Below are 23,952 nucleotides of genomic sequence, written 5' to 3'. Positions count from 1 at the left end.
CTAGCGTGACGATCCGCGCTGATTTCCGACGCCACGACGCCACGAGGCCCCTGGGGGACCCATGACCGACGCGCCCGAGAAGCACCTGTCGACCGACTCCGCCGCCGCGGCGGCCGTCCATCCCGCACCCGTCGTCCGCTCCAGCGTCGCCACGGACGTCGCGCTCGTCTCGACGTTCGCGGCGTTCATCGCGGTGTGCGCGATCCTCCCGGGCATCCCGACGCCGTCCGGCGTGCCGATCACGCTGCAGACGTTCGGCGTGGTGCTCGCCGGCCTCGTGCTGGGCTGGCGGCGCGGCGCGCTCGCCGTCCTCCTGTACCTGGTCGTCGGCCTCGCGGGCGTGCCCGTGTTCGCGGACGGCACCGGCGGCCTCGTCGTGCTGACCAAGCCGTCCGTCGGCTACCTGCTCGCATTCCCGTTCGCCGCGGCCGTCGCGGGCCTCCTCGCCGGACGTGCGCTGCGCCTCACGGGTGCCCTGCGCTACCTGGCGCTCGTCGGGGCCGGTCTCGGTGCGAGCTTCCTCACCATCCACCCCGCGGGCATCGTGGGCCTCATGGCCCGGCTGGGCGTCTCCTTCGGCGAGGCCTTCGCGATCGACGTCGTGTACTGGCCCGGCGACCTCGTGAAGAACCTGCTCGCGGCGGCGGTCGCGCTCGCCGTGTTCCGCGCGTTCCCCGACCTCCTGCGCTCGCGCCGCTGACGGCAGGCACCGGATGATCGAGCTCGACGACGTCGTCGTCACCGCCTGGAGCCCCGACCCGGCCGGTGGAGCCGACCGCGTCGTGCGGCTGCTCGGGCCGGTGACGCTGCGGCTCGCCGAGCGCCGGATCGCCGTCGTCGGGGCCAACGGCTCGGGCAAGTCGACGCTCGCGCGGCTGCTCAACGGGCTCGTGCTGCCGTCGAGCGGGACGGTGCGCGTCGACGGGCTCGACACGGCCGCCGACGGTGCCGCGGTGCGGCAGCGCGTCGGGTTCGTGTTCACCGACCCCAACGCGCAGATCGTCCTGCCGACACCGCTCGAGGACGTCGCGCTGTCGTTGCGGCGGCGGTTCCCCGACAAGGTGGAGCGACTCGAGGCCGCGCGGGCCGCGCTGCGTCGGTTCGGGCTCGGCGAGCGGGCGGACGTGTCCGTGCACGCGCTGTCCGGTGGCCAGCGTCAGCTGCTCGCGATCGCGGCCGTGCTGGCCGTCGAGCCCGCGGTCCTGGTGTGCGACGAGCCGACGACGCTGCTCGACCTGCGCTGGCGACGCGTCGTGGACGACCTGCTCGCCGACCTCGACCAGCAGGTCGTCGTCGTCACGCACGACCTCGACGCCGCCCGCCGTGCCGACCGCGTCCTCGTCGTCGACGACGGGCTCGTCGTGCACGACGGCGACCCGCACGAGGCCGTCGCGCACTACGAGGCGCTCATGGGTCAGGCGGGCGTGCCGTGACGCGCCGCGAGCGGGGCCCGCTCCGTCCACCCTGGGCCGGTCCGCTGGGCCTCTACCACCCCGGCACGACGGTCGTGCACCGCCTGCCTGCGGGCGCGAAGCTCGCCGGCCTCGCCCTGGCCGGCGTCGCGGTGCTGCTGCTCGACGGCCCACGCTCGGCCGTCGGCGCCCTCGTCGTCGCGGTCGGCGTGCTGCTCGTCGCACGCGTCCCGCTGCACCGCACGACCCGCGGCCTGCTGCCCGTCACCGTCCTCGCCCTGGTCCTCGGTCTCTACCAGACGTGGTCGCGCGGCTGGGAGGTCGGTGTCGAGGTCGCGGCCGAGCTGCTCGCGCTCGTCGTCCTCGGGACGGTCGTCACCGCGACCACCCGGTCCGACGCGCTGCTCGACGTCCTCGCGCGCGTGACGCGGCCCCTGCGGCACGTCGGGCTGCACCCCGAGACCGCCGCGCTCGCCGTCGGCCTGTTCCTGCGCACGATCCCGGTGCTCGCGCAGTCCTCGCTCGACGTCCGCGCCGCCGCCCGAGCCCGCGGGCTCGACCGCGACCCCCGTGCGCTCGTCGTACCCGCGGCGGTCCGGATGGTCGCGCACGCGCGCGCGACGGGCGACGCGCTCGCCGCGCGCGGTCTCGCCGACGACTGACGCCTGCTCGGCCCCGGGTGCCCGACGTGCACGAACGGGTGGCGCCGCCGTCCCGACGCGCGGACCGAGGGACGCGGCGTTAAGTTCCCCTCCGTGACGTTCGGTGAGGGTGGTCAGTTCGAGGGCGGTCGCGTGCGCACGAGCCGCGGCGGCAAGGTCGCCGTGGGCGGCGGGATCGGCGCGCTCGTCGTCGCCGTGCTCGCGATCTTCCTCAACCAGTCGGGCAACGGCGACCTCGCGAACGTCCTGCAGGGCGCGGCCGGCGGCAGCGGCCAGCAGGCGGAGCAGGGCGTCGTCGGCGACTGCACCGCGGAGCAGGCCAACGAGCAGCGCGACTGCCGCCTCTCCGCGACGCTCCAGGCGCTCGACGCCTACTGGGCGGACGAGCTCCCCGCGCAGGGCGCGCAGTTCGCGCAGCCCGCCGCCGAGGCGTTCGAGGGTCAGACCACGACGGGCTGCGGCGCCGCATCGGCGTCGACCGGGCCGTTCTACTGCCCTCCCGACCAGACCATCTACCTCGACCTCGGCTTCTACGACCTCCTGCAGAGCCAGTTCGGCGCCGAGGACGGCCCGCTCGCGGAGATGTACGTGACGGCGCACGAGTACGGGCACCACGTCCAGAACCTCACCGGCGTCATGGACCGCGCGCAGCGGCAGGGCACCGGCGCGGAGTCCGACTCCGTGCGCGTCGAGCTCCAGGCCGACTGCTACGCGGGCATGTGGGTCGGCAGCGCTGCGACCGAGGTCGACCCGGACACCGGCGTGACGTTCCTCGAGCCGATCACCGCCGAGCAGCTCCAGCAGGCGCTGTCCGCCGCGGAGGCCGTCGGCGACGACCACATCCAGCAGCAGTCCGGCGGCGGCGTGAACCCCGACTCGTGGACCCACGGCTCGTCCGAGCAGCGTCAGCGCTGGTTCACCACCGGCTACGAGCAGGGCACCCTCGCCGCGTGCGACACCTTCGCGACCGACGAGCTCTGACACCCGCGCCCCGCGGGGCGGTGGTGCGCTGCTGACGCATCGGCCGCCCGCGGTGACCCACGCGCTCCGACGCGTCTGGCACCTGAGGTGACCCCGCCCTGCGACGCGTCTGGCACCTGAGGTGACCCCCTGCGACGCGGCTGCGTCCAGAGCGGCCGACGCACGTCGCTCCCGCGGCACTGAGGTCACGGGAGCGACGTGGTCCCACAGGTGCCGACCGGCACGCAGGTCGTCAGCCGGTCGTGCGCGCTCTCCGGGTCAGGACGACCGCACCCGCGCCTGCGGCGACGAGCAGCAGCCCGATGCCGAGGAGCGCCCACGGGTCGGCGCCCGTGACGGCGAGGGGACCCGGACGGGCCGCCGCCGGGGCGACGCCGCTCGAGGTGCCCCCCGCCCCGCCGCCCGGTGCGCCGGGCGCGGCCACCGTGAGGGTCGCCGGGTCGGAGTAGGCGCCACCGAAGGAGTTCGCCACGTACGCCCGGAACCGCGCCCCCGAGTCGGCGGTGCGCGCCGTGAACGCGAGCGTCGCCTCCGTCGCCCCCGGCACGTCGGTCCACGTCCCGTCGACGAGCCGCTGCCACTGCACGGTCGGGGTCGGCGAGCCCGACGCGGCGACGGTGAAGCGGGCCTGCGCGCCGTCGGCGACCGTGACGTCCGCAGGTCCGGTACGGACCCACGCGACCGTGCCCGCGGCCGACGCTCCGCCGCGCTGGTCGGCGACGAACGACGCCACCCACGACAGGGCCGAGTTCCAGTTCACGGTGATCTCGTTGGTCGACCACGACTGGATGTCGTCGACGTAGCAGAGCTGCGGTGCGCACATGTGGTCGGGGCCGTAGAGACCGCTGATGACCGGGTCCCACGTGCCGACGTCCGAGTTCGGCCCGCCCGACACCGACCCGACCGGCGGGTTGGGCAGCGCGTCGGTGAGCGAGTGCGCGAACCACCGGCTGTGCTGGTCGTCGGAGAACACGTCGCCGTAGCCCGTGACGTACGAGATGTTGAGCGCGTTGCGGCCGAGCAGGTAGTCCATCGACTCGAGCACGGCGTCCGCGAACCGCTGGTCGCCCGTGAGGTCGAACGCGGTGCCGAGGACCACCTGGTTGTTGAGGACCGCGGAGTTCGACCCCCACTCGTACACGCCGTCGTCGTCGCCGCTGTACGCGGTGCCGAACGGCTCGGCCGCCTGCCGCTCGAGGTACGTCTCCGCACCGTCCACGACCGACTGGCGGATCGCGGTCCGTCCGGGGATGTCGGACTCCACGACGGCGAGGTCCAGGCGCCCGAGGGCTGCGGTCTCGCCCCAGTACATGCCGCCCGCGGTGAAGATGTCCGCGGTGTGGAGCTCGCTCGCGAGCACCGCGTCCCGGAACTGCGGCTCCCCCGTCGTGAGGAACAGCTCCGCAGCCGCCCAGTAGAACTCGTCGGTCACGTCCGTGTCGTCGTACGGACCGCCACCCGGGCTCGGGTCGGCGTTCGGCGCCGGCGCGTACAGGTCGGGCGTGGCGACCGCGGCGGCGTACGCGGTGCGGGCGGCGGCGAGCAGCTCGGCGGCGAACTCGGCGTCGTACGGCTCCCACAGCCGGGCGCCCTGCGCCGCGGCGGCCGCGAGGTTCAGCGTCGCCGCGGTCGACGGGCGGTGCAGCCGGCGCTCCTGCGGGTCGTCGGACGGCAGCAGCGGCAGACCGGTCCAGTCCACGTCGTGCACCTTGTGGTGGACCATGCCGGCGAGCGGCTCCCCGGCCGGGACCTGCATGCGCAGCATCCACTCGAGCTCCCACCGCGCCTCGTCCAGCGCGTCGGGGACGCCGTTGGTCTGCTCGACGAGCGGGATGTCGAGGGAGCCGTCCCCGAGGGCCGCGACGTCGCCCGTCGGCGCGTGCAGGGCACGCTCGTAGGTGCTCATGACCTGCGCGACGGCGATGCCGCCGTTGACGACGTACTTGCCGTGGTCGCCCGCGTCGTACCAGCCGCCGACGACGTCGAGCGTGTAGTCGCACGTCCAGTCGCCGTAGAGGTTCTGCGCCTCTGCCGGCGTGATGCAGGGGACGGCGTGGTCGCCCTGGTTGGCGCCTGCGTCACCCGGCCGTCCGACGTGGCCCGCAGGGCGCGTGTAGCGCCCGTCGCCCATGATCGACCCGTCGATCGCGATGCCGCTGCGCACCGGGTAGAAGTAGTCGAGCGCGTCGTGGCGCAGGCTGTCGTACAGGTCGTCGCCGACGACGAACGGGTGGCTGGTCTCGCCGTCCGCGCGCAGCGTGTAGGTGCCGGGCGTGGTGACGTCGCCGAAGTCCACGACGTGCACGTTGACGCCGGCCGTCGGGTCGACGCCGCGCGGCGTCGACGTGCCGGACGCGACCACGGTGCTGCCGGAGCGGAGCTCCCAGTCGACGGGGTCGGTCTGCGTCGTGACGAGCGTCGCGCGCTTGGGCCCGTCGGTCAGGTACCCGACCTGGTTCACGCGCACGCGCGAGCCGGTCTCGGGCGCGTACGGCGGCGGCGGCTCCGTCGTCTCGGCGAACGACAGCTCGGTGATGCAGAACGTGTACGGCGCCGTGCGTCGACCGAGCTCGAGCTGGATGCGGCCGTACGCCGCCGACGGGTCGGCGCTGAACGAGGCGTCGGCCGTGAAGGCGTAGGTGAAGGTCGTCGGCGTCGTCGTCAGTGCCGCGTCGTCGTCGAGCACGCGGTGCCACGGTTCGCCGAACTGGCCGACGAGCACGTTGACGGGCGCCGGGTCGCTCGCGTAGGCGGTGAGCTCGAGGACGTAGCTGCGGCCCTCGACGACCTCGACGTGCTTGAGCTCGAGACCGGCCTCGTACGGGTTGGCGTAGCCGCCGCGCAGGTCGATGCACGCGCTGAGCCCGTCGGCCCCGGCGCGGGCCGTCCCGCCACCGGCGGCGTCGTACAGCGAGAACGCCCCGAGGTCGCCGCCCGCGAACGAGTGGTCGATGCGGGCGCCCGACGTGACGGAGAAGTCGTCGACGCAGAACGTGTACGGCGCGGCCTGCCCGCCGAGCTGGAACGACACCTGGCCGGTCCCGGTCGTCCAGTCGTCGGCGACCGGCGAGCCCGGGGTGCCCGGACGCGTGGGCCAGTCGGCGGGGGTGAACGTGAACTCGACGTGCTGGGGCGTCGCGGTGCCGTCGAGCACGACCTGGTGGCCGAACGCGGCCGGGTACCCGAGCCCACCCTGCACCGGGACGGTGACCGGCGCGGACGCGTGCGCCTCGAACGACACCGTGTACGTGGTGTCGCGGTCGTACGTCACGTCGTCGTGCTGCAGCGCGATGTCCCAGGGGTTGACGCCACCGTCGACCGCCGCGCACATCTCCCCGCCGGTCACGGACGACGACACGGACCCGGCGTTCGCGTAGGTGAACCAGCCCTGCGCGTCGCCGTCGGCGAAGCCGTGCTCGTCCGTCAGGGGGGCGGCGGTCGCAGTCGACGCGACGGCCGCGACGACGAGCAGGGCGGCCGACGTCGAGCCGGCCAGCCACCGGCGGCGCCGGCGTGGGCGCGGGGCGGGTGTGGGGACCACGGTGTCTCCGGAGGGGTGAGGGCGGGCGCCGTCGGGGCGCGATGTCTGGTGGTGCGGGCAGTGAGAACTGGTAGCGCTTCCACGACGGCCGAGACGGACACACCGCACGAAGGTCGACGTCGCTCGCCGCTCGCGCCACATCGTCACGGTGGCGCTCCCCGACTGACTGGACGCGCTTCCAGTTCCGCGCTTGATGGTCCGGGCGACGCCTTTCGATGTCAAGACGAAGCGGCAGGTCATCGCTCTAAGGAGTGAGCGAGCGTGCACCGTGATCCCGCCGGGAGCGCTGCCCGCCGCAGCATCCCCGGTGGTAGCCTCACGCGGGTTCAGCACGCGGACGAGGGGAACCATGACAGGTCGGACCGGACGCCCTCCCACCCTCGACGAGGTGGCCGAACGCGCCGGTGTCTCGCGCTCCGCGGCGTCGCGCGCCATCAACAACGCCGTCCACGTCAGCCCCGCGACGCGTCGCGCGGTCGACCGCGCGGTGCGCGAGCTGGGCTACGTCCCGAACGTCACCGCGCAGGCGCTCGCGCGCCAGAAGGTCGGCGCCGTCGTCCTCGCCGCGTCGCACGACAACCCGGACCTCCTCGGGGACCCGTTCATCGGCCAGGTGATCGTGGGGGTCACGACGGCGCTCGAGAACACCGAGCTCGACCTCAAGCTCCTCCTGTGCCACCCCGAGCGCGGCCACGACCGCGTCCGGCGCATGCTGCGACGCCCCCGTGCCGACGGGGTCATGGTCATGGCGCTGCGCGGCGACGACCCCCTCCAGCGGATGGTCGAAGAGTCGGGGCTGCCCGCGGTGTACGGCGGCCGGCCCCTGCACGGCCAGCCCGAGCTGTTCGTCGACGTCGACAACAGGGGCGGCGGCCGGACCGCGGCCGAGCACCTCGTCCGGCTCGGCCGCCGACGCATCGCCACGATCGCCGGACCCGAGGACTCGCACGCGGCCGTCGCGCGCCTCGAGGGCGTCACCGACGCCCTGTCCGTCGCGAACCTCGACCCCACGCTCGTCGAGCGCGCCGACTTCACGCGGGAGGGCGGCGCGCGCGCGATGGAGCGCCTGCTCGACCGCGATCCCGACATCGACGCCGTGGCCGTCGCGTCCGACAACATGGCCGTCGGAGCGGTCCGGACCCTCGCGCTGCACGGACGACGCGTGCCCGAGGACGTCGCCGTCGTGGGCTTCGACGACCTGCCGATCGCCGAGCTCGCCTACCCGCCGCTCACCACGGTCCAGCAGCCGATCCGCTCGCTCGGGCAGGAGATGGCGCGGGTCCTCCTCGCGGTCGTCGACGGCGAGACGCCCAGCTCGCTCCTGCTGCCGACACGGCTCGTGGTCCGCGAGTCGGCCCCGCTCCCGACCTAGCGACCAGTTGATGTCGACCTGCGCCCAGGCCCGGCGCCGGGCTACGGTCGCGCGCGTGCTGATCCGCTCCGAGACCCCTGCTGACGTCGATGCCGTGCGGGAGGTCGTCGGCTCCGCGTTCGGCGAGCACGCCGACCACGTCCTGACCATGCTCGCCGCGCTGCGCGCCGACCCGGCGTGGGTCGAGGGCCTGTCGCTCGCCGCGGTCGAGGACGACGGGGGCATCGTCGGCCACGTCCTGCTCACGCGCGTCACGATCGCCTCGGCGCGGGGGCCCGTGCCCGCACTCACGCTCTCCCCGCTCTCCGTCGCCCCTGCCGCGCAGCGACGCGGTATCGGCACGGCTCTCGTCGCGGCCGCGCTCGACAGTGCCTCGGCCGCGGGATGGCCGCTCGTCGTCCTCGAGGGCGACCCCCGCTACTACGGCCGCCGCGGCTTCGTCGCCGCCGACCCGGTCGGGCTCGCGTCGCCGTCACCCCTCATCCCGCCGGGCGCGTGGCAGGTCGCGCTCCTGCCCGCGCACGAGCCCTGGATGACGGGTGCGACGACGCTGCCCGCTCCCCTGCTCGCGATCAACGACGTCCCTCGCGTCTGACGGACCGCGGCGCCGCTCCCGGCAGACGCACGACGACGCCCGGCCTCCGGCGGGAGGCGGGCGTCGTCGTGGACGTGCTGCTCGACTGGTCAGATGTTGAAGCCGAGGGCGCGCATCTGGGCGCGGCCGTCGTCGGTGATCTTCTCCGGGCCCCACGGCGGCATCCAGACCCAGTTGATGCGGAAGCCGTCGACGATGCCGTCGAGCGCCTGCGCGGACTGGTCCTCGATGACGTCGGTCAGCGGGCACGCCGCGGAGGTGAGGGTCATGTCGATCACGGCGGTGTTCGTCTGGTCGATGACGACGCCGTAGACGAGGCCGAGGTCGACGACGTTGATGCCGAGCTCGGGGTCGATGACGTCCCGCATGGCCTCCTCGACGTCGGCGACCGTGGTCGGGTTGGTCTCGGTGCTCATGCGTCCTCCTTGGTGCGCGTCGCGCCGGTCTTGATGAGTGCGTCGTTCAGGGCGACCCAGCCGAGCAGGGCGCACTTCACGCGGGCCGAGTAGCGGCCGACGCCCGTGAAGGCGGCGGCGTCTCCGAGCTTGTCCTCCACCTCGTCACCGAGCCCGGCGCCCTTCGACTGCATGAGGGCGCGGAACGTGCCCGCGAGGTCGTCGACGGTCGTCAGGTCCTGGTCGACGACGAGGTCGTGCAGCACGGAGACAGAGGCCTGCGAGATGCTGCAGCCCTGCCCCTCCCAGCGCACGTCGCGGACGACCCCCGAGAGGTCGACGTCGACCTGCAAGGTCACCTCGTCGCCACAGGTCGGGTTGACCTGGTGCGACTGGGCCGTGCGGGCCTCGGCCACCGCGACCTCGCCGAGGCCCCGCCCGTGCGGGTGCTTCGCGTGGTCGAGGATGACCTGCTGGTACAGCTGTTCCATCGAGGTGCTCATGCGTTGCTCCCGTCCTCCAGACCGAAGAACGTCCGCACCCCCGCGAGTGCTTCCCGGAACACCTCGATCTCCTCGTCGGTCGTGTAGACGGCGGCCGACGCGCGCGCGGTCGCGGCGACGCCGAACCGGCGGTGCAGCGGCTGCGCGCAGTGGTGCCCGACGCGGACGGCGACGCCGGCGTCGTCGAGCACCTGGCCGACGTCGTGCGCGTGCACGCCGTCGACGACGAACGACACGTTCGCGAGCCGGTCGCGCGCGTCGGTCGGGCCGATCACGCGGACGCCCGGCACGGACGCGACCGCGTCGAGCAGCAGCTGCGTGAGGTGGGCCTCGTGCGCGGCGACGGCGTCCATGCCGAGCTCGGCGAGGTAGGACGCGGCGGCGCCCATGCCCACGGCCTGCGACACCATCTGCGTGCCGGCCTCGAACCGCTGCGGCGGCGGCGCGTACGTCGTGCGCTCCATCGTGACGACCTCGACCATCGACCCGCCGGTCGTGACGGGCGGCATGGCCTCGAGCAGCTCACGCCGCCCGTAGAGCGCGCCGACGCCCGTCGGGCCGAGCATCTTGTGGCCGGAGAACGCGGCGAAGTCGACGCCCAGCGCGTGCAGGTCGACGGGCAGGTGCGGCACGGACTGGCACGCGTCGAGCACCGTCAGCGCCCCGACGGCACGCGCACGGTCCACGAACGCGCGCACGGGCGTGATCGCACCCGTCACGTTCGACGCGTGCGTGAACGCGAGCACGCGCGTCCGCTCCCCCACGACCGTCGCCAGGTCGTCGAGGCGCAGCCGCCCGTCGTCGTCGACACCGATCCAGCGCAGCGTCGCACCCGTCCGCGCGGCGAGCTCCTGCCACGGCACGAGGTTCGCGTGGTGCTCGAGCTCGGTCACGACGATCTCGTCGCCCGGACGGAGCGCGAAGCGCGCCGACTCCGAGCCGCCGCGGCCCAGCGACGCGTTCGACATCGCGTACGCGACGAGGTTGATCGCCGCGGTCGCGTTCGACGTCCAGACGAGCTCGCCGGGCGAGACGCCGACGAACGACGCGACCCGGGCGCGCGCGTCCTCGAACGCCTCCGTGGCCTCCTCCGCGAGCTGGTGCGCGCCGCGGTGCACGGCGGCGTTGCGCTGCACGTAGAAGTCCTGCTCGGCGTCGAGGACGACCTCGGGCTTCTGCGACGTCGCCCCGGAGTCGAGGTAGACGAGCGGGCGTCCGCCGCGCAGGGTGCGCGCGAGCAGCGGGAAGTCCGCACGGACCGCCGCGAGCTCGGCGGGACCGAGCGTGCCGGCCGCGGCCGGCGCCCCGCCGTGCGGGGTCGCGGTGTCGAGCGTGCTGGTCACGTCGTCCGCCCTTCGTCGTGGGTGTGTGCGTCTACCGGGTCAGGAGTCCCCGGGGGCGTCGCACGGACGCTCCCGGGGACGGTGGTCGTCGGTCGTCAGACCGCCGACGTGAGGAACCGGTCGTAGCCCTCGTTCTCGAGGCGCTCGGCGAGCTCGGGCCCGCCCTCCTCGGCGACCTTGCCGTCGACGAAGACGTGCACGAAGTCGGGCTGGATGTAGCGCAGGATGCGCGTGTAGTGCGTGATGAGCAGCACGCCGACGTCCGGGTTCTGGCGGACGCGGTTGACGCCCTCCGACACGACGCGCAGCGCGTCGACGTCGAGGCCCGAGTCGGTCTCGTCGAGGATCGCGAACTTCGGCTTGAGGAGCTCCATCTGGAGGATCTCGTGGCGCTTCTTCTCACCGCCGGAGAAGCCCTCGTTCACGGAGCGGTCCGCGAACGCCGGGTCCATGCGGAGGTCGTCCATCGCGGTGCGGACGTCCTTGACCCAGGTGCGCAGCGGCGGGGCCTCGCCGTCGATCGCGGTCTTCGCGGTGCGCAGGAAGTTCGACACCGAGACGCCGGGCACCTCGACGGGGTACTGCATCGCGAGGAACAGGCCCGCGCGGGCGCGCTCGTCGACGGACAGGGCGAGGACGTCCTCGCCGTCGAGCGTCACGGTGCCGGAGGTGATCTGGTACTTCGGGTGGCCCGCGAGCGAGTACGCGAGCGTGGACTTGCCGGACCCGTTGGGGCCCATGATCGCGTGCGTCTCGCCGCTGTTCACGGTCAGGTCGACACCGCGCAGGATGGGCTTGGCGCCCTCCTTGGTCTCGACGCTGACGTGCAGGTCGCGGATCTCCAGGGTGGCCATGCGGGGTACTCCTAGGTCAGAGGGGGGCGTCGACGTCGACCAGCACGCGCTGGCCGTCGACGGTCACGGGGTAGACGGGGACGGGCCGGACCGCGGGCGGGCCGAGCGGCTTGCCGGTGCGCAGGTCGAACCGCGACCCGTGCAGCCAGCACTCGATCGAGCAGTCCTCGACCTCGCCGTCGGACAGCGAGACCGCGCCGTGCGAGCAGATGTCGCTGATGGCGTGCAGCTCGCCGTCCTCGTCGCGGACGATCGCGACCTCGACGGGTCCGGACTCGCCCTCGAGCTCGACGCGGAGCGTGCCGGCGGCCGGCACGTCCTCGTCGTAGCAGGCGAGCTGTGCGGTCATGCGCGCTCCGTGTGGACGGACGACTCGGAACCGTCGACGTGCGGACGGTCGGCGAGCCCGTCGAGCGCCGACATGGACGCCTCGAGCTCCTTCTCGATCGCACCGATGAGCCGCTCCTCGACCGCGGGGACGCCGATCTCGTGGACCAGCTCCGCGAAGAAGCCGCGCACGACGAGCCGACGCGCGTCGGCCTCGGGGATGCCGCGGGCGCGCAGGTAGAAGAGCTGCTCGTCGTCGAAGCGGCCGGTCGCGGACGCGTGGCCCGCACCCTCGATGACGCCCGTCTCGATCTCGAGGTTCGGCACCGAGTCCGCGCGCGCCCCGTCGGTGAGGACGAGGTTGCGGTTGAGCTCGTACGTGTCGGTGCCCTCGGCAGCCGCGCGGATCAGCACGTCGCCGACCCACACGGTGTGCGCGCCCGCGCCCTGCAGCGCGCCCTTGTAGGTCACACGGCTCACGCAGTTGGGGACCGCGTGGTCGACGAACAGGCGCTGCTCCTGGTGCTGGCCCGCGTCGGCGAAGTACAGGCCGAGCAGGTTGACCGACGCCCCCTCGCCGACGAACGCGGCGTCGGGCGTGATGCGCACGACGTCGCCGCCGAGCGTCACCGCGATGTGCTTGACGGTCGCGTCGCGACCGATCCGCAGCCGGTGCGACGACGCGTGGACCGAGCCCTCGGCCCAGTCGTGCACCGTGACGACGGTGAGGTGCGCACCCTCGTCCGCGACGATCTCGACGGTCTCGGTGAGCGACGCGTGCCCGACGTGGTCGATGACGACGACGCCCTCGGACAGCGCCTCGGCGTGCACCAGCAGGTGCGTCGCCGACGGCTCGAGCGGCGCGTCGTGCGTGCCCGCACCCTCGACGCCCTCGATCTTGATCGACGTCACGGTGGACGCGACCTTCTCGCGCGGGACCGTCACGACGGTCGCACGCGGGAACGACGCCCACGCGACGGCGGCGGTGCGGTCGCCGGGCTCGCCCGCGCGGCCGAGGCGCTCGTCATCGCGGTCGACGATCTCGACCCTGACCTCGGGCGCCTCGACGACGGTCGTCAGCACGCCGTGACCCGTGAGCACGCCCTCGCTCGTCGCGGCGAACAGCGGCGCGAGGCGGTCGACGGGCGAGAACCGCCACTCCTCCTCGCGGCCCGTGGGGACCGCGAAGTCGGCGACGTCGAAGGACGTCGGACGCGCGGCGCGGGACGCCTCCGGGGTGCCCCCGGTGCCGTGCGTGTGGGCCCCGTCGGCGACCGCCCGCGAGTGGTCGGTCGACAGGTTCTCCGTGGTGGTCGTCATCAGCCGACGGCCCCTTCCATCTGCAGCTCGATGAGGCGGTTGAGCTCGAGGGCGTACTCCATGGGCAGCTCGCGCGCGATGGGCTCGACGAACCCGCGCACGATCATGGCCATCGCCTCGGTCTCGGGCATGCCCCGGGACATCAGGTAGAACAGCTGGTCCTCGCTCACGCGCGACACCGTGGCCTCGTGGCCCATCGACACGTCGTCCTCGCGGACGTCGACGTACGGGTAGGTGTCGGAGCGCGAGATCTGGTCGACGAGCAGCGCGTCGCAGAGCACGTTCGACGCGGAGTGGCTCGCACCCTCCAGCACCTGCACGAGCCCGCGGTAGGACGTGCGGCCACCGCCGCGCGCGACCGACTTCGAGACGATCGACGACGACGTGTGCGGCGCGGCGTGCACCATCTTGGCGCCCGCGTCCTGGTGCTGACCCTCGCCCGCGAACGCGATCGACAGCGTCTCGCCGCGCGCGTGCTCGCCCATGAGGTAGATCGCCGGGTACTTCATCGTGACCTTGGAGCCGATGTTGCCGTCGACCCACTCCATGGTCGCGCCCTCGGCGGCGGTCGCCCGCTTGGTGACGAGGTTGTACACGTTGTTCGACCAGTTCTGGATCGTCGTGTACCGCACGCGGGCGTTCTTCTTGACGATGATCTCGACGACCGCGGAGTGCAGCGAGTCCGATGAGTAGACGGGCGCGGTGCAGCCCTCGACGTAGTGCACGTACGAGCCCTCGTCGGCGATGATCAGCGTCCGCTCGAACTGGCCCATGTTCTCCGTGTTGATGCGGAAGTAGGCCTGCAGCGGGATCTCGACGTGCACGCCCGGCGGCACGTAGACGAACGACCCGCCCGACCACACGGCGGTGTTGAGCGACGCGAACTTGTTGTCGCCCGGGGGGATCACGGAGCCGAAGTACTGCTCGAAGATCTCGGGGTGCTCGCGCAGGCCCGTGTCGGTGTCGAGGAAGATGACGCCCTGCTCCTCGAGCGACTCCTGGATCTGGTGGTAGACGACCTCGGACTCGTACTGCGCGGCGACGCCCGCGACGAGGCGCTGCTTCTCCGCCTCCGGGATGCCGAGGCGGTCGTACGTGTTCTTGATGTCCTCGGGCAGGTCCTCCCAGCTGGCGGCCTGCTTCTCCGTCGAGCGCACGAAGTACTTGATGTTGTCGAAGTCGATGCCCGACAGGTCGGAGCCCCACCACGGCATGGGCTTCTTCTCGAACAGGCGCAGCGACTTCAGGCGCGTCTTGAGCATCCACTCGGGCTCGTTCTTCAGCGCCGAGATCTCCCGCACGACGGCCTCGGACAGGCCGCGCTTCGCCGTGGCGCCGGCCACGTCGGTGTCGTGCCAGCCGTAGTTGTAGTTGCCGATCGAGGCGATGGCCTCGTCCTGCGTGAGGGGCGCGGCGGCTGCCGCGTTCTCGGTGGGTGCACTCATGCTGTCGGTCCTTCCGGGGCGAGCACGGGGGCTGCGGGGGTCGGTGCGGTCGTCGGGATGTTCGTGGTGCAGACGTGCCCACCACCGGCGAGGGTGGCGAGGCGCTGCACGTGGACGCCGAGGATGCGCGAGAACGCGCGGGCCTCGGCCTCGCAGAGCTGCGGGAACTCGTGCGCGACGTCCTGGACGGGGCAGTGCCCCTGGCAGAGCTGGACGGCCCGCGCGCCGGGGACGGGCCGCGCGGACGCGGCGTACCCGTCGGCGGTCAGGCCGTCGGCGAGCGAGCGGGCGCGGGCGGTGACGTCCTCGCCGGCCGCGTCGACGACCGCCACGAGGCGCTGCTCGAGGTCACGGACGCGCTGCTCGGCGAAGCTCTCGACCGCGGCGGGGCCGCCCGTCTCGGCGAGGAAGCGCAGCGCCTGCGCGGCGAGCTCGGAGTAGCGGTGCGAGAGCGCGGCCTGGCCGCGGCTGGTCACGACGTAGCGGCGGGCCGGGCGACCGCGACGCGCCGGGCCGAGGCCGACCCCGTCGTGCACGGCGATCTGGTCGCCGGACTCGAGCACCGCGAGGTGCCGGCGGATGCCGGTGGTCGTGAGGTCGAGCCGGGCGGCGAGCTCGGTGGCGGACACCGGACCCTGCGCGGCGACGAGCCGCAGGACGCGCTCGCGCGTGCCGGCGTCGGACTCGGGCGTCGCCGCGGTGCTCACGGCGGCGACGGGCAGCGTCGCGCTCATGGTCACCTCCCGGATCGTGGGGCCTCCCCCACGCCGCGCGACCGGGTGGACCGACCGAGGGCACGACCGGGGGATGGTCGCGATATTGGCAACATCCTTGTTGCCGAAATCCATCCCTGCAAGCAAGGGTGACCTTCCCGCAGGTCGCGACGCGCGACGGGCGCCGGTGCCCACCGGCGAGGACGCGACGCCCGCGAGGCCGGCTGTGGCGGACGTCACCCCGGAGGGCGGAGGCTCCGGGCCGGCCGGACCGCGCGCCTAGACTCCCCTCTCGTGCCCGACTCCCCCGCGCTGGAGGTCCGTGGGCTCGTCAAGCGGTACGGCGGTCGCGCCGTCGTCGACGGGCTCGACCTCGCCGCGCTCCCCGGCCAGGTCACGGCCGTGCTCGGGCCCAACGGCGCCGGCAAGACGACGACCATCGAGTGCTGCGAGGGGCTGCGCACGCCCGACGAGGGTGCCGTGCGCGTCCTCGGGCTCGACCCGCGCACGCAGGCCCGCGAGCTCCGCCCGCGCGTGGGCGTCATGCTCCAGGACGGCGGCCTGCCGACGTCGATCCGCGCCGCCGACATGCTCGCGCACGTCGCGCGCATGTACGCCGACCCGCGCGACCTCGGCGAGCTCACCGAACGGCTCGGGCTCGGGTCGTTCGCGCGCACCACGGTCCGGCGCCTGTCCGGCGGGCAGCGGCAGCGTCTCGCGCTCGCCGCCGCGGTCGTCGGCCGGCCCGACGTCGTGTTCCTCGACGAGCCCAGCGCCGGCATGGACCCGCAGGCACGGCTCGCCGTGTGGGAGCTCGTGCGCGAGCTGCGGGCCGAGGGTGTCGCCGTGCTGCTCACGACCCACCTCATGGACGAGGCCGAGGACCTCGCGGACCACGTGGTCGTCGTCGACCAGGGCCGCGTCCTCGCCGAGGGGTCGGTCGCGGACCTGCTGGCGTCGGCGGACGACCGCTCGCTCCGCCTGGAGACGCGCGCCGGTCTCGACCTGGACGGCCTGCGCACCGCGCTCGGCGACGGGTTCGCCGTCGCCGAGGCCGCGCCCGGCACGTACGTCGTCTCCGGCGCGGTCGAGCCCGCGACCGTCGCGGCCGTCACGGCCTGGCTCGCCGCGGGCGACGTGCTCGCGACGCGCCTGTCGGTGGGCCGCTCGACGCTCGAGGACGTCTTCCTCGACCTGACGGGACGGGACCTGCGATGACGACGACCACCGCCGACCGCCGCGCGCACGCCGGAGCCGCCCCCACGTGGCGTCGGGTCCTCGCGCAGACGTCGTTCGAGGCCCGCGCGATCCTGCGCAACGGCGAGCAGCTGCTCGTCACGGTCGTCGTGCCCGTCCTCGTGCTCGTCGGGCTGACGCGCGGCACGTTCGTCGAGCTCGACACCGGCGGCGCGAGCCGCATCGACTTCCTCGCACCCGGCGTCCTGGCGCTCGCCGTCATGACGACGTCGTTCACGTCGCAGGCCATCGCGTCGTCGTTCGACCGGCGCAACGGCGTGCTGCGGCTGCTGTCCACGACGCCGCTCGGTCGCGGCGGGCTGCTCGCGGGCAAGGTGCTCGGCGTGCTCGTCGTCGAGCTCGTGCAGGTGCTCGTCATCGGCGCCGCGGCCGTCGTGCTCGGCTGGCGTCCGGACCCCGCCGGGATCCCGCTCGCCGCCGTCGCCGTCGTGCTCGGCACTGCGGCGTTCACGTCGCTCGCGATGCTCGTCGCCGGCACGCTGCGCGCCGAGGCCGTGCTCGCCGTCGCCAACCTCGCGCTGCTCGTGCTCGCGGTCGCGGGCGGCGTGATCGTGCCCGCGAGCAGCCTGCCCGGCCCGCTCCAGCACGTCGCGCTGCTGCTGCCGTCGGGCGCGCTCGGCGAGGCCATGCGCGAGACGCTGCTGCACGGCGTCCTGCCGCCGTGGTCGGTCGTCGTGCTGCTCGGCTGGACCGCCGCGCTCGGCTGGGGCGCGGGACGCCTGTTCCGCTGGCACTGACGGCCGACCGGCACGCGCGAGGGACGGGCGCCCGGCTGCCGGCGTCGTGACGTGTGACGCGGCTCGCGCCCCGCACGGTCGGACCGTCCATCGCGCCGAACTACCCTGGGACGCGTGACGACGCCCGCCACCGCCCCCGTCCGGCCGCCCCTGCTCGACCGCCTGCGGCCGCGCTGGACCCGGCCCGCGATCGTCGCGAACCTGATCGGGCAGATCGTCATCGTCGGCACCGGCGGCGCCGTGCGGCTCACCGGGTCGGGGCTCGGCTGCTCGACGTGGCCGCAGTGCGAGCCGGGCGAGTTCACGCCCCGGTTCCACGAGGCCACGTCGATCCACCCGTTCATCGAGTTCGGCAACCGGACGATCACCGGCGTGCTGGGCATCCTCGCGATCGTCGTCGCGCTCCTCGTCTTCTCCGACCGGAGCCGCTCGGCCGCCTACCGCTGGCTCGGCCTCGCGCCGCTCGCCGGGGTCGCGGTGCAGGCCGTCGTCGGCGGGATCACCGTGCTCGTCGACCTGCACCCGGCGATCGTCGGCGGCCACCTGCTCATCTCGATGGCGCTGATCGCCGCGTCGACGTGGCTGCTCGTGCGGTCCGCCGAGGGCGACGCGCGACCCGAGCCGCTCGTCGACCGCACGACGTACGGCCTGCGCTGGCTGCTCGCCGCGCTCACCGTCGTCGTCCTCGTGCTCGGGGTCGTCGTCACCGGCGCCGGGCCGCACTCGGGCGACGAGGAGGTCGGCTACCGGTTCGCGGTCGACCCGTACGCGATGGCTCGCGTGCACGCGGCGTCCGTGTGGCTCTTCGTCGCGGTCCTCGCCGTCATGCTGTGGCGGGTCCTGCGGTCGCAGGTCGGCGGTCGACCCCGCACGGTCGGGCTCGTGCTGCTCGGCGTGACGCTCGGGCAGGGGCTGATCGGGTACGTCCAGCTCTTCACCGGCCTGCCGATCGCGCTCGTCAACCTGCACATGGTGGGGGCGGCGCTGCTCGCCGCGGGCGTCGTGTCGTTCTGCGGCACGCTCCGCACGCGCGGGCCGGTGCCCGTCGTCCCGGGCGCCGGTGCGCCCGCGGCCGCGCCGCTGACGGCGGTCTGACAGCGGACCGACAGCGGCCCGCCGGTGGCGCCACGCGCTGACAGCGGGCTGACAGCGGGGTCCGTCCACCCTGGTCACGACAACGACCAGGGAGGACACCATGACCCACCACACCTGGGCCATCGAGGCCGAGGGCCTCGTCAAGACGTTCGGCGAGCAGCGTGCCGTCGACGGCGTCGACCTCACCGTCCGGACCGGCACCGTCTACGGCGTGCTCGGCCCGAACGGTGCCGGCAAGACGACGACGATCCGCATGCTCGCCACGCTCCTGCGCCCCGACGCCGGCACGGCCCGCATCTTCGGGCACGACGTGGCGCGCGAGCCGCACGTCGTGCGCCAGCTCATCGGCGTCACGGGCCAGTACGCGTCGGTCGACGAGACGCTGAGCGCGACCGAGAACCTCGTGCTCTTCTCGCGCCTGCACGGCCTGTCCCGCACCGCCGCGCGCGCCAAGTCCGCGGACCTGCTGGAGCGGTTCGGCCTGACGGAGGCGGCGAACAAGCCGCTGCGGAACTTCTCCGGCGGCATGCGGCGCCGGCTGGACCTCGCGGCGAGCCTCATCGCGCAGCCGCCGCTCATCTTCCTCGACGAGCCGACGACGGGCCTCGACCCGCGCACCCGCGCGCAGATGTGGGACACGATCCGCGAGCTCGTCGCGACCGGTTCGACGGTCCTGCTCACGACCCAGTACCTCGACGAGGCCGACCAGCTCGCGGACCGCATCGCGGTCATCGACCGCGGCCGCGTCGTCGCCGAGGGCACCGCCGACGAGCTCAAGTCGGCGGTCGGGACGCAGTCGCTGCAGCTGCGGCTCGCCGACCCCGGCCAGGTGCTGGCCGCCGCGGCGACGATCCGCGACCGGTTCCGCGTCGAGCCGACGGTCTCCCCCGAGGCCGCGCGCCTCACCCTCCCGCTGGACGACCCCGCCGCGGTGACCGACCTGCTCGTGCTGCTGCGCGAGCGCGGCCTCGCCGTCGACGAGCTGTCCATGCAGAAGCCCTCGCTCGACGAGGTCTTCCTCACGCTCACCGGCCACCCGGCCGAGGCGTCCGACGACGCGGACGCGTCCGCGCCCGAGCACGCGGCCGACGCCGCAGGAACGACGGTGAACGCATGAGCGCCACGACCCTGACCCCCACCACCGGCGTCCCCGCCGACCTCGCGCGCACCGTCTCGTGGCCCGTCGCGGTGAAGCAGTCGCTCACCATGGCGTGGCGCGGGCTGCTCAAGGTCCGCCGCACGCCCGAGCAGCTCTTCGACGTGACGCTGCAGCCGATCATCTTCACGCTGATGTTCACGTACATCTTCGGCGGCGCGATCTCCGGCAGCGTGCGCGACTACCTGCCGATCATCATCCCGGGCATCCTCGTCCAGACCGTCCTGACGACGTCGGTCGTCACGGGCGTCCAGCTCCGCGAGGACATGGACAAGGGCGTGTTCGACCGGTTCAAGTCGCTGCCCATCGCGCGCGTCGCACCCCTCGCGGGCGCGCTCGTCGCCGACGCGGTCCGGTACCTCATCGCGACGACGCTGACCTTCACGATGGGCTACGTCATGGGCTACCGGCCCGGCGGCGGGATCGGCGGCGTCGTGCTCGCGGGCCTGCTCGTGATCCTGTGCTCGTGGTCGCTCAGCTGGATCTTCGCGTTCTTCGGGGTCGTCGGGCGCACCGCGTCGTCCGTCCAGGGCATCTCGTTCCTCGTGCTCTTCCCGCTGACGTTCCTCTCGAACGCGTTCGTCGACCCGTCGACGATGCCACGGCCCCTGCAGGTGTTCGCCGAGGCGAACCCGGTGTCGCACCTGGTCACGGCCGTGCGCGAGCTCGCCAACACGGCGACCGTGACGCACGAGGTGGGCCTGGCGCTGCTGGGCTCCGCGATCGTCGTCGCGGTCTTCGCGCCCCTCGCGGTGCGGGCGTACATGCGCAAGGCCTGAGAGCAGGACGACGGACGCCCTGGGGACCTCTCCCCGGGGCGTCCGTCGCGTGTGCCGCTCAGCGCCAGAGGGCGTCGACCAGCGCCAGCGCCCGCGCCGCGGCGTGGCGACGCCCGACGGCCCGCGCCCGCACGCGTGCGGCGTCCGTCCGGTCCGTGCCCAGCAGCTCGCGGGCACGCGCGTCGAGCGGTGCGCGGTGCAGCATGGGCAGGTCCTGGCGTGAGCCGAGCAGCTCGGCGAGGAAGAAGAGCTCGAGCCCGTCGTCGACCCGTGACGCGTCGCCCGACCCCGCCCACGCGGCCGTGCCGAGACCGACGGCCGCGGTGCCGAGGACCGGGTGGTCGACGGCGTCGGCAGCGCGCACGCGCTGCCACTCGTGCACGTGCCGCGCGAGGGCCGGCGCTGGCGTGCTCGGCGCGGGCCGGGCGGCGCGGACCGCCTCCGGTGCGAGCACGAGGCGGGCGATCCAGCCGACCGTGATCATGATGAACCACGGCGACGTCCGCTCCCCTCCGCCGTCGGGCCCGAACGCGTCGTACGCGGCCTGGAGGTCGTCGAGCGCGGCGGCGACGTCGCCCTCCGCGGCCGCGATCTCACCCCGTCCGGCCCGCTCGAGGGCCACGAGCTCGGGCGACTGCCAGGTGGTGCGGCCCATGCGGCCCGACGCCGCGACCTCCGCGAGCGCGTCGCACCGGTCCCGCGCCGTCGCCAGGTCGCCGACGCCCACCGAGGCCGCGAGCTCGAGCCACGCGACCTGGTGCAGCTCCTCCTCGGCGACCAGGCGGCCCATCCCGGTGCGCGCCACCGACACCCATCGCAGCGCCTCCTGCGCGAGCCCTTCCTCGGCCGCGAGCTGCGCGAGGAACGACGCGTTGTTCGCCTCCGCCCAGACGTCGCCCCGGGCGACGCCCAGCGCGTACGCCTCCTCGACCCATCGCCGCGCCACCTCGAGCCGGCCCGAGTTCTCCGCGAGCTGCGCCGAGAGCATGTGGCCCAGCATCGCCAGGTAGGTGTCGCTCGACCGTCGGAGGTCCGCGAGCTCGCGCGCCATCCCGGCGACCGACCCCGCGAGCGCGAGCCCCGCGAACGCGCGCGTCCGGGGGCCGAGGTGCGACCCGAGCTCCCGCACGACCAGCCGCAGGCGCGCGAGCGCACGCGCGGTGCTCCCCGCGTCCCCGAAGATGCCCATCGCGGCGAGCTCCGTGAGCGCGAGCGCCGCCGCGTCCGCGTGCCGTGGCGCGACCCGCCACCCGTGCGTGCCCGCCAGCAGGTCGATGCCGAGGCCGAAGACCTGCTCGTGCGCCCCGCGCAGGCTCCAGTACCCGGTGAGCGCGACGTACAGCGCGTACGCCTCGCCCGTCAGGCCGCGGTCCAGTGCCGTGCGGAACGCGAGCAGCAGGTTGTCCTGCTCGCGGCGCAGCGCGCGCATCGCCGCGGGCTGGTCGCCGTCGACGAGCGCGGGTGCCCAGCGGTCGGCGAACGCGAGCGCCCACGCGAGCATCGCGTCGAGGGCGGCGTCGTGCTCGCCCGCCTCGGTCAGGCGCAGGTGGCCGAACTCGCGGACCGTCTCCAGCATGCGGTACCGGACGACCGGCTCGTCGTCGCCCTCGCCGCGGTCCTCCACGACGCTGCACAGGGACTGCAGCACGAGACCGTCGAGGGCGTCGAGCACGTCCCAGGCGTCGTCGGTGCCGGCTCCGTCCGTGGCGACGGCCCCGTCCCCGGTGACGGCGGGCGCGGTCGTCAGCCGGCCGAGCGCCGCGGCCGCGTCGAGGTCGAACCCGTCGGGCAGCACGGACAGACGGCGCAGCACGCGCTGCTCGTCGTCGCCCAGCAGGTGCCAGCTCCAGTCGATGACGGCCTCCAGCGTGCGGTGGCGGTCGGGCGCCAGCCGGTCCCCGGACCGCAGCAGCGCGAACCGGGCGTCGAGGCGACGCTCCACCTCCTCGACCGTCATGGTGCGCACGCGCGCGGCGGCGAGCTCGATCGCGAGCGGCAGCCCGTCGAGCCGCGTCGCGATGCGCGCGACCACCTCGAGCGGCAGGGCGACCCCGGGCCGGGCGGCGCGCGCCCGCTCGCGGAACAGCTCGACGGCGGCGCCGTGACCGCCGTCGACCGGCAGCGGCGCGAGCGGGTGCACGCGCTCGCCTGCCACGAGCAACGGCGTACGGCTCGTGGTGAGGACCCGGAGGCCCGGCACGGCGGCCAGCAGCGCGTCCGCGCACTGCGCGGCCCCCGCGACGACGTGCTCGCAGTTGTCGAGCACGAGCAGGGTCGGGACCTCGCCCAACCGCTCGGCGATCCGGCCGGTCGCGTCGGTCGTCGCGGGGAGCCGGTCGCCCAGCCGCGCGCTGCGCGCGTGCGCGAGGCCGAGCGCCGACGCGATCGCGGTCTCCACGTCGGCGTCCGAGCGCACGCCCGCGAGCTCGACGACGACGACCCACGCGTCGTCCTGCGCGCGCCGGCCGACCTCCTGCACGAGCGTCGTCTTGCCCAGCCCGCCCGTGCCGAGCACGGTGACGAGGCGGGCGTCGGCCCACGCGGCGTCGACGGCGGCCAGGTCGCGGGCGCGTCCCAGCAGCGCGTGCCGCGCGGCGCGCAGGCCGACCGGGTGCCGGACGGGCGTGCGCCGGTGCGCGCTCGTCGCGGCGTCGCCCACGGTCCGCCTCGCCGCCGCCGTCCGTCCCGGCGACGCGTCGGTGGACCGCGCGAGCAGCTGCTCGTTGAGCGCGACCAGGTCCGGCCGCGGATCGGCGCCGAGCTCGTCGGCGAGCACGTCACGGACCCGCGCGAACGTGCGCAGGGCGTCGGTGGTCCGTCCCGCCGCCGCCTGGACCCGCATGAGCCGCAGCTGCGCGTCCTCGTCGGCGGGTGCCGCCCTGGCCGCCCCGACGGCGAGCTCCAGCGCCTCGTCCGGCCGGCCGAGCGCGAGCAGGGCCTCCACCTCGACGGCCGTGAGCGCGTCCCGGGCGGAACGGGCGGCCGCGGTCAGCGCGTCCGCGAGGCCCGGCGCGGCGTCCGCGACGTCCGGCCCCGCCGAGCCGCGCCACAGGGCCGCGGCCTCGCGCGCCTGCGCGAGCGCCGCGTCCGGGTCGCGCACGAGCAGGGCACGGGCGTCGGCGGACGCCTGGCGGACGACCGACAGGTCCGACGGTCCGCCGAGCCGGTACCCGCCGTCCTGCGACTCGACGACCTGCGGGCTCGCCGCGGCACGCGTGCGCGAGACGACGGTCTGGAGCGCCCCTCGCGGGTCGGCCGGCGGGTCGTCGGGCCACAGCTCGTCCGCGAGCGCGCGCCACGGCACCGTCGCGCCGTCGGCGAGCGCGAGGGCGACCACGAGCGCGCGGGCGCGCGGCCCGCCCGGCGAGACGGACCGGTCGCCGGCGGCCACGAGCACGGGGCCCAGCACGGAGGCGACGACTGCGGGCACCGGACCACTCTAGGTCCGCGCGTGCGCGCGTCCGT

At 74.3% G+C, this 23,952-nt stretch carries 21 protein-coding genes; 11 read left to right on the top strand and 10 right to left on the bottom strand.

The window, feature by feature from the left end; translation table 11 throughout:
• Positions 1-61 precede the first annotated feature (61 nt).
• The 4 genes from KOV94_RS14775 (at position 62) to ypfJ (ending at position 3,055) form a co-directional block, all read left to right on the top strand.
• Positions 62-700: a biotin transporter BioY gene (locus tag KOV94_RS14775; RefSeq protein ID WP_124343609.1), complete on the top strand. Its 639-nt coding sequence runs from the start codon at positions 62-64 to the stop codon at positions 698-700.
• A 13-nt stretch (positions 701-713) separates the two neighbouring features.
• Complete coding sequence (locus tag KOV94_RS14770) at positions 714-1,433, top strand: energy-coupling factor ABC transporter ATP-binding protein (protein WP_218052459.1); 720 nt, start codon at positions 714-716, stop codon at positions 1,431-1,433.
• Positions 1,430-2,074, top strand: a complete 645-nt coding sequence (locus KOV94_RS14765) for an energy-coupling factor transporter transmembrane component T family protein (RefSeq protein WP_124343611.1) — start codon at positions 1,430-1,432, stop codon at positions 2,072-2,074. Before KOV94_RS14770 ends, KOV94_RS14765 begins: the two co-directional genes overlap by 4 nt.
• Before the next feature lie 93 nt (positions 2,075-2,167).
• A complete protein-coding gene (ypfJ, locus tag KOV94_RS14760; RefSeq protein ID WP_218052458.1) occupies positions 2,168-3,055 on the top strand; it encodes a KPN_02809 family neutral zinc metallopeptidase in 888 nt (295 codons plus the stop codon).
• A 232-nt stretch (positions 3,056-3,287) separates the two neighbouring features.
• On the opposite strand, the gene KOV94_RS14755 is transcribed toward ypfJ, so the two are convergent.
• The gene (locus KOV94_RS14755) at positions 3,288-6,596 is read right to left on the bottom strand and encodes a glycoside hydrolase family 9 protein (protein WP_218052457.1); all 3,309 of its coding nucleotides are present in this window, start codon (positions 6,594-6,596) and stop codon (positions 3,288-3,290) included.
• 388 nt (positions 6,597-6,984) lie between these two features.
• Between KOV94_RS14755 and KOV94_RS14750 the strand changes: the two genes are divergently transcribed.
• A complete protein-coding gene (locus KOV94_RS14750; protein ID WP_235843496.1) occupies positions 6,985-7,968 on the top strand; it encodes a LacI family DNA-binding transcriptional regulator in 984 nt (327 codons plus the stop codon).
• Between the two features lie 55 nt (positions 7,969-8,023).
• Complete coding sequence (locus KOV94_RS14745) at positions 8,024-8,563, top strand: GNAT family N-acetyltransferase (RefSeq protein ID WP_308160567.1); 540 nt, start codon at positions 8,024-8,026, stop codon at positions 8,561-8,563.
• Positions 8,564-8,652: 89 nt separating this feature from the next.
• Here KOV94_RS14745 and KOV94_RS14740 read toward each other — a convergent pair whose 3' ends face one another.
• From KOV94_RS14740 to KOV94_RS14705, 8 genes are all read right to left on the bottom strand, one after another.
• The gene (locus KOV94_RS14740; RefSeq protein ID WP_124343615.1) at positions 8,653-8,979 is read right to left on the bottom strand and encodes a metal-sulfur cluster assembly factor; all 327 of its coding nucleotides are present in this window, start codon (positions 8,977-8,979) and stop codon (positions 8,653-8,655) included.
• Entirely contained in the window at positions 8,976-9,461 is a 486-nt protein-coding gene (sufU, locus tag KOV94_RS14735; RefSeq protein ID WP_124343616.1) for a Fe-S cluster assembly sulfur transfer protein SufU, read from the bottom strand. The genes KOV94_RS14740 and sufU overlap by 4 nt, the downstream gene beginning before the upstream one ends.
• Positions 9,458-10,804: a SufS family cysteine desulfurase gene (locus KOV94_RS14730; RefSeq protein ID WP_218052455.1), complete on the bottom strand. Its 1,347-nt coding sequence runs from the start codon at positions 10,802-10,804 to the stop codon at positions 9,458-9,460. The genes sufU and KOV94_RS14730 overlap by 4 nt, the downstream gene beginning before the upstream one ends.
• A gap of 95 nt (positions 10,805-10,899) precedes the next feature.
• Positions 10,900-11,658: a Fe-S cluster assembly ATPase SufC gene (gene sufC / locus KOV94_RS14725; RefSeq protein ID WP_124343618.1), complete on the bottom strand. Its 759-nt coding sequence runs from the start codon at positions 11,656-11,658 to the stop codon at positions 10,900-10,902.
• A 16-nt stretch (positions 11,659-11,674) separates the two neighbouring features.
• On the bottom strand, positions 11,675-12,007 hold the full coding sequence (locus tag KOV94_RS14720) for a non-heme iron oxygenase ferredoxin subunit (protein ID WP_124343619.1): 333 nt from the start codon (positions 12,005-12,007) through the stop codon (positions 11,675-11,677).
• Complete coding sequence (gene sufD / locus KOV94_RS14715; RefSeq protein WP_124343620.1) at positions 12,004-13,305, bottom strand: Fe-S cluster assembly protein SufD; 1,302 nt, start codon at positions 13,303-13,305, stop codon at positions 12,004-12,006. The genes KOV94_RS14720 and sufD overlap by 4 nt, the downstream gene beginning before the upstream one ends.
• Complete coding sequence (gene sufB, locus KOV94_RS14710; protein WP_124343621.1) at positions 13,305-14,750, bottom strand: Fe-S cluster assembly protein SufB; 1,446 nt, start codon at positions 14,748-14,750, stop codon at positions 13,305-13,307. The genes sufD and sufB overlap by 1 nt, the downstream gene beginning before the upstream one ends.
• Positions 14,747-15,484 (bottom strand): helix-turn-helix transcriptional regulator, encoded by a 738-nt coding sequence (locus tag KOV94_RS14705; RefSeq protein WP_124343622.1) that lies wholly within the window; start codon positions 15,482-15,484, stop codon positions 14,747-14,749. Before KOV94_RS14705 ends, sufB begins: the two co-directional genes overlap by 4 nt.
• A gap of 273 nt (positions 15,485-15,757) precedes the next feature.
• Here KOV94_RS14705 and KOV94_RS14700 point away from each other — a divergent pair, with 273 nt between their 5' ends.
• The 5 genes from KOV94_RS14700 (at position 15,758) to KOV94_RS14680 (ending at position 20,487) form a co-directional block, all read left to right on the top strand.
• Positions 15,758-16,681, top strand: a complete 924-nt coding sequence (locus KOV94_RS14700; protein ID WP_124343623.1) for an ABC transporter ATP-binding protein — start codon at positions 15,758-15,760, stop codon at positions 16,679-16,681.
• Complete coding sequence (locus tag KOV94_RS14695; RefSeq protein WP_124343624.1) at positions 16,678-17,457, top strand: ABC transporter permease; 780 nt, start codon at positions 16,678-16,680, stop codon at positions 17,455-17,457. The genes KOV94_RS14700 and KOV94_RS14695 overlap by 4 nt, the downstream gene beginning before the upstream one ends.
• A 114-nt stretch (positions 17,458-17,571) precedes the next feature.
• Positions 17,572-18,552 (top strand): COX15/CtaA family protein, encoded by a 981-nt coding sequence (locus tag KOV94_RS14690; RefSeq protein ID WP_124343625.1) that lies wholly within the window; start codon positions 17,572-17,574, stop codon positions 18,550-18,552.
• Positions 18,553-18,652: 100 nt separating this feature from the next.
• Entirely contained in the window at positions 18,653-19,669 is a 1,017-nt protein-coding gene (locus tag KOV94_RS14685) for an ATP-binding cassette domain-containing protein (RefSeq protein ID WP_218052454.1), read from the top strand.
• Positions 19,666-20,487: an ABC transporter permease gene (locus tag KOV94_RS14680; protein WP_124343627.1), complete on the top strand. Its 822-nt coding sequence runs from the start codon at positions 19,666-19,668 to the stop codon at positions 20,485-20,487. Before KOV94_RS14685 ends, KOV94_RS14680 begins: the two co-directional genes overlap by 4 nt.
• A gap of 58 nt (positions 20,488-20,545) precedes the next feature.
• Here the strand turns inward: KOV94_RS14680 and KOV94_RS14675 are convergent, their stop codons facing one another.
• Positions 20,546-23,917: an AfsR/SARP family transcriptional regulator gene (locus tag KOV94_RS14675; RefSeq protein ID WP_218052453.1), complete on the bottom strand. Its 3,372-nt coding sequence runs from the start codon at positions 23,915-23,917 to the stop codon at positions 20,546-20,548.
• Positions 23,918-23,952: the final 35 nt, after the last annotated feature.

The organism is Cellulomonas algicola (assembly GCF_019024305.1).
In the GTDB taxonomy this organism is placed as follows: Bacteria; Actinomycetota; Actinomycetes; order Actinomycetales; family Cellulomonadaceae; genus Cellulomonas; species Cellulomonas algicola.
Note: the sequence above shows the minus strand (reverse complement) of the source record. Positions and strands in the feature narration are given on the sequence as shown.